Origin of the sequence: Allobosea sp. WAO (assembly GCF_001509835.1) — a bacterium.
Classification (GTDB): domain Bacteria; phylum Pseudomonadota; class Alphaproteobacteria; order Rhizobiales; family Beijerinckiaceae; genus Allobosea.
The window spans coordinates 1-229 of the sequence record NZ_JXTJ01000037.1 but is presented as its reverse complement, the minus strand read 5'-3'; the positions used below and the strand labels follow the sequence as shown (position 1 = coordinate 229).

Sequence of the window (229 nt, the reverse complement as noted above, 5' to 3'; positions counted from 1 at the left end):
CGGCCAGCAGGCGATCATCGGAGTCAACTGCTTCAAGCCCGACAACGAGGCGGCGATCGAGGTGCTCAAGGTCGACAATGCCGCGGTCCGGGCCCAGCAGCTCGACAAGCTCCGGCGGCTGAAGGCCGAGCGCAACGAGGCCGACGTGCAGGCGGCGCTCGCCGCGTTGACCGAGGGTGCCGCGGGCGAGGCCAATCTGCTCGACCTCGCGGTCAAGGCGGCGCGGGCC

The 229-nt window shown here is 71.2% G+C and carries 1 protein-coding gene; it reads left to right on the top strand.

Going from position 1 to position 229, the window contains the following annotated elements:
- Positions 1-229 (top strand): methylmalonyl-CoA mutase family protein (locus tag DK26_RS28305; RefSeq protein WP_248310137.1); only part of this gene is annotated, 229 nt, incomplete at both ends.